Genomic DNA, 5,560 nt, shown 5'->3' on the forward strand with positions numbered 1-5,560 from the left:
TTACTTTGAGTCTTATGATGTAACAACGCTTCCTATTGTCAGCGTTGTAAGTTCGAATAGCTAAATTAAAATTTAGATTCTCACTTAAGACTTAAAAGAATTGCTGGTTTATTTTACTTAACTTATAATTCTGTTCAATTTTCAAAGACCATTTTCTTCGTCGCCCTCAAGCGACTTCATTATCTTACTACTTTAAGATTTAATTGTCAACATATTTTTCATTAACTTTAAAATCTTTTTTCGAAGACTTGTTTCAAAGAACATAATGTATATTATCATTTTAATATATTTTTATATTATATAAATATGCTAATTAATTATATTATTCCCCTTATTTTATATAGATATGTACATTATTCTTCATTTTTCTTATATTGATACATCTGGATTAGTTGTCCTTTTTTTATTCTAATATTATCTAAAAAGTAACTAATAATTTACTTGTATTAATAAATTATTAGTTACTTATAATTACAATATTTTTAAATTATTATTGCTTTCATTTATTATTTCATTTTCTTTTATTATTGATTTAGAAGTTACTATAGTATTATTTATAATTGCATTTTTTTCAACTACTACATTATCCATCAGAATACTATTCTTTATTAATGCTCCTTCTTTAATTATTACTTTTCTTCCTAAAATACAATTTTCCAAATTCCCTTCTATATATGATCCATTTGCTATTATAGAATTATTAATTTTACTTTTCTTCGAATAATATACAGGAGCTTCATCTTTTTGCTTAGTATATATAGGTCTTCCATTATAAAATACTTCCCTACTTACTTTCATATCTAATAAATCTTTATTAGAATTAAAATAAGAATTTACTGAGTTTATACATGTTAAATATCCTTTAAATTCATATATTCCAACATTTAATAAATTTAAATTATCTTTTATATAATTCTTAACCTTTTTATATAATCCACTCATTATACTATCTCTAACAATATTGATAAAAAGAGATGTCTTCATTATATACATTTCCATATTTAAGTTTATTTCATAATTACTTTTACTAATATTTTTAATTTCTTTTACTCTATTATTAGGATCAACTACTAATTCTTCACAATAAAGAAACCTATCACTATCATTAATTTTCTTATAAATCACTGTTATATCATTACTAGACTTTTTATGTTCTTCTAAAGCCTCTTTATAATTTATATTACATATCATATAAGAAGGTGCTATTATAATATACTCTTTTCTACTAAATTTGATAAACTCTATATTCTCAATAAAGCTATGAATATCATCATAAACAGGGTTATAATCACTATAGTTAAATACTTTAAGACCATCTTTCTTCCTATGAAGATCCCAAGGTCTTCCATTACTTAAATGATTTAAAAGAGAATAAGATTTCTTTTTTGTAAAAATACCTATGCATTCTATTCCTGAGTTAGTTAAATTTGATAGAATAAAATCTACTATTTTATATCTTCCTGCAATAGGCATAGCTGATATTATATTGTTAGAAATTAGTTCTCTGATATTATCTTCTCTTTCATCTAAATTAATTATTCCTATACAGTCCTTCATATAATCCCTCCTAACTTAAAGTGCCTCAGCAGGTTCTAATGTAGTACCAACATCTAAAGTCTCATTTGATGCTATAACTGCTATTCTTTTTCCGTCTCCAATATTGCAATTTGTACTTATTTTTGCATTACTTCCTATTATTGCTTTATTTATTATTACATTATCTTCAATTATAGTATTATTCATTATAACGGAGTTTTTTATTATTGAGTTTTTCCCTATCTTTACTCCTTGAAAAATAACAGAATGTTCCACATCTCCTTCTATAATACATCCTTCAACTACTAGAGACTCATTTACCTCCGAACTATTACCTATATACTGAGCAGGTCTTGCTATATTTTCAGAATAAATTTTCCAATTATCATCATATAGATTTAGTTCATTATTCATATTTAACAAATCCATGTTAGCTTCCCATAAACTTCTTATAGTGCCTACATCTTTCCAATAGCCTTTAAATGGATATGCAAACAAATCCATATTTCTTTCTAACATTTTAGGGATAATATTTTTGCCAAAGTCATTGTCAGATAGTTCATCATTTTCATCAATAATTAAAAATTTTTTTAATGTTTTCCAATTAAATATATATATACCCATTGAAGCTTTTGTACTTTTAGGTTTTTCTGGTTTTTCTTCAAACTGATAAATTGATAAATCTTCCCTAGTATTCATTATTCCAAACCTACTAGCTTCACTTATATCTACATCTATAACAGCTATAGTAGCATCTGCATTCTTTTTCTTATGAAAATTTAACATCTCATCATAATCCATTTTATATATATGATCGCCAGATAAAATTAATATATATTCTGGGTTATATCTATCTACATACTCTATATTCTGATAAATAGCATTAGCTGTTCCTTTATACCATTTACCTCCTTTTTCTTCTTGATATGGTGGTAATATACTTACTCCTCCATCTCTTCTATCTAAATCCCATGGTGAACCTATTCCTATATGGGTGTTTAATTCCAAAGGTTTATACTGTGTTAAAACTCCAACTGTATATATTCCTGAATTTGAACAATTACTTAAAGGGAAATCTATAATCCTATATTTGCCCCCAAATGGTACAGCTGGCTTTGCTAATTTTTTTGTTAGTACCCCCAATCTGGAACCTTGTCCTCCAGCTAATATCATTGCAACTATTTCCTTTTTACTCATCATATCTCACTCCCTCACTTTTGTTAGCTTCACATTTATTAATATGAGTAAGATATGAATTATATGTTATGTAATTTTACTTTAAAAATAAATATTTATATAACAAAAAAAGACTTAAGATAAATCTTAAGTCTTTTTACTAACCTGGCAACGTCCTACTCTCCCACACAGTCTCCCGTGCAGTACCATCGGCGCTGTAGAGCTTAACTTTCCTGTTCGGAATGGGAAGGAGTGTTTCCTCTACGCCATCATCACCAGATTTCAGAGTGTTCTCTGAAAATTGCACATGAACTAATAACTTATTTTGGTCAAGCCCTCGACCTATTAGTATCAGTCAGCTAAATATGTTACCACACTTACACCTCTGACCTATCAACCTTGTGTTCTTCAAGGGGTCTTACTAGCTTATGCTATGGGAAATCTCATCTTGAGGGGGGCTTCACGCTTAGATGCTTTCAGCGTTTATCCCTTCCCGACTTAGCTACCCAGCTATGCTCCTGGCGGAACAACTGGTGCACCAGAGGTCAGTCCATCCCGGTCCTCTCGTACTAAGGACAGCTCCTCTCAAATTTCCTACGCCCGCGACGGATAGGGACCGAACTGTCTCACGACGTTCTGAACCCAGCTCGCGTGCCGCTTTAATGGGCGAACAGCCCAACCCTTGGGACCTACTACAGCCCCAGGATGCGACGAGCCGACATCGAGGTGCCAAACCTCCCCGTCGATGTGGACTCTTGGGGGAGATCAGCCTGTTATCCCCGAGGTAGCTTTTATCCGTTGAGCGATGGCCCTCCCACGAGGTACCACCGGATCACTAAGCCCGACTTTCGTCCCTGCTCCACTTGTGGGTGTCGCAGTCAGGCTCCCTTCTGCCTTTGCACTCTACGAACGATTTCCGACCGTTCTGAGGGAACCTTTGGGCGCCTCCGTTACATTTTAGGAGGCGACCGCCCCAGTCAAACTGCCCACCTAACAATGTCCCGTCACCAGTTTCATGGCGTCCGGTTAGAATCCCAATACTGTCAGGGTGGTATCCCAAGGATGACTCCACTAAGGCTGACGCCCTAGCTTCTCAGTCTCCCACCTATCCTGTACAGACAATATCGAAACTCAATGCTAAGCTACAGTAAAGCTCTACGGGGTCTTTCCGTCCAATCGCGGGTAGCGAGCATCTTCACTCGCACTACAACTTCGCCGGATTTGCAGTTGAGACAGTGCCCAAGTCATTACGCCATTCGTGCGGGTCAGAACTTACCTGACAAGGAATTTCGCTACCTTAGGACCGTTATAGTTACGGCCGCCGTTTACTGGGGCTTAAGTTCACACCTTCGCTTGCGCTAAGTGTTCCCCTTAACCTTCCAGCACCGGGCAGGCGTCAGCCCCTATACATCAGCTTGCGCTTTAGCAGAGACCTGTGTTTTTGCTAAACAGTTGCTTGGGCCTATTCTCTGCGGCCTGCTCTCACAGGCACCCCTTCTCGCTAACTTACGGGGTCAATTTGCCTAGTTCCTTAACTGCAATTCTTCCGATGGCCTTAGGATTCTCTCCTCATCTACCTGTGTCGGTTTGCGGTACGGGCACTACTTCTCTCTCTAGATGCTTTTCTTGGAAGCAGGGAATCAGATACTTCAGTCTAAAAGACCTTCCCCATCACACCTCAGGATTGTTAAGACGGATTTGCCTATCTTAACTCCCTAAATGCTTAGACTAGCATTTCCAATCGCTAGCACATCCTATCCTTCTCCGTCACACCATCGATAATAACGATAATAGTGGTATTGGAATATCAACCAATTGTCCATCACCTACGCCTTTCGGCCTCGGCTTAGGTCCCGACTAACCCTGGGCGGACGAGCCTTCCCCAGGAAACCTTAGATTTTCGGCCTGTAAGATTCTCACTTACATCTCGCTACTAATGCCAACATTCTCACTCGTAATCAGTCCACCGCTCCTTACGGTACGACTTCAGCCCGATTACGACGCTCCTCTACCGCTCAAGTAATCTTGAGCCCGTAGCTTCGGTGGTAAGTTTGAGCCCCGGACATTTTCGGCGCAGGATCTCTCGACTAGTGAGCTATTACGCACTCTTTAAATGAGTGGCTGCTTCTAAGCCAACATCCTAGTTGTCTTAGAAATCCCACATCCTTTACCACTTAACTTACACTTTGGGACCTTAGCTGACGATCTGGGCTTTTTCCCTTTTGACCACGGATCTTATCATTCGTAGTCTGACTGCCGGACTAATAGTATATGGCATTCGGAGTTTGATAAGGTTCGGTAAGCGATATGCCCCCTAGCCCATTCAGTGCTCTACCTCCATTACTCATATCCGACGCTAGCCCTAAAGCTATTTCGAGGAGAACCAGCTATCTCCGAGTTCGATTGGAATTTCTCCGCTATCCACAGCTCATCCCATGCTTTTTCAACAGCAACGTGGTTCGGTCCTCCACGGGGTTTTACCCCCGCTTCAACCTGGCCATGGATAGGTCACCCGGTTTCGGGTCTACGGCATGCAACTAGTCGCCCTATTAAGACTCGGTTTCCCTTCGGCTCCGTACCTTAAGTACTTAACCTTGCTACATACCGTAACTCGTTGGCTCGTTCTACAAAAAGCACGTCATCACCCTCATAAGGGGCTTTGACCGGTTGTAGGCACACGGTTTCAGGTTCTATTTCACTCCCCTCCCGGGGTTCTTTTCACCTTTCCCTCACGGTACTTCTTCACTATCGGTCATCAGGTAGTATTTAGCCTTGGGAGGTGGTCCTCCCTGCTTCCCACAAGGTTTCACGTGTCTCGTGGTACTCTGGATCAGAACTTAGTAGTTAT

The 5,560-nt window shown here is 37.5% G+C and carries 2 protein-coding genes, 1 rRNA gene and 1 other annotated feature; all 3 genes read right to left on the reverse strand.

Going from position 1 to position 5,560, the window contains the following annotated elements:
• Window positions 1-471: 471 nt before the first annotated feature.
• Window positions 472-1,557 (reverse strand): glucose-1-phosphate adenylyltransferase subunit GlgD, encoded by a 1,086-nt coding sequence (gene glgD / locus BN6774_RS00020; RefSeq protein WP_066889008.1) that lies wholly within the window; start codon window positions 1,555-1,557, stop codon window positions 472-474.
• A gap of 15 nt (window positions 1,558-1,572) precedes the next feature.
• Window positions 1,573-2,733 (reverse strand): glucose-1-phosphate adenylyltransferase, encoded by a 1,161-nt coding sequence (locus BN6774_RS00025; RefSeq protein WP_066889010.1) that lies wholly within the window; start codon window positions 2,731-2,733, stop codon window positions 1,573-1,575.
• 142 nt (window positions 2,734-2,875) lie between these two features.
• Window positions 2,876-2,992 (reverse strand): 5S ribosomal RNA (rrf, locus tag BN6774_RS00030).
• Between the two features lie 57 nt (window positions 2,993-3,049).
• Window positions 3,050-5,383 (reverse strand) — a sequence feature (most likely nonfunctional fraction of RNA operon).
• Window positions 5,384-5,560: the final 177 nt, after the last annotated feature.

The sequence above is a fragment of the Clostridium nigeriense genome (assembly GCF_900086595.1).
In the GTDB taxonomy this organism is placed as follows: domain Bacteria; phylum Bacillota; class Clostridia; order Clostridiales; family Clostridiaceae; genus Clostridium; species Clostridium nigeriense.

What these genes read in the sequence shown, in the direction of transcription:
- glgD (WP_066889008.1), bottom strand. Translation starts at nt 1,557, where the DNA reads ATGAAGGACTGTATAGGAATAATTAATTTAGATGAAAGAGAAGATAAT.
- BN6774_RS00025 (WP_066889010.1), bottom strand. Translation starts at nt 2,733, where the DNA reads ATGAGTAAAAAGGAAATAGTTGCAATGATATTAGCTGGAGGACAAGGT.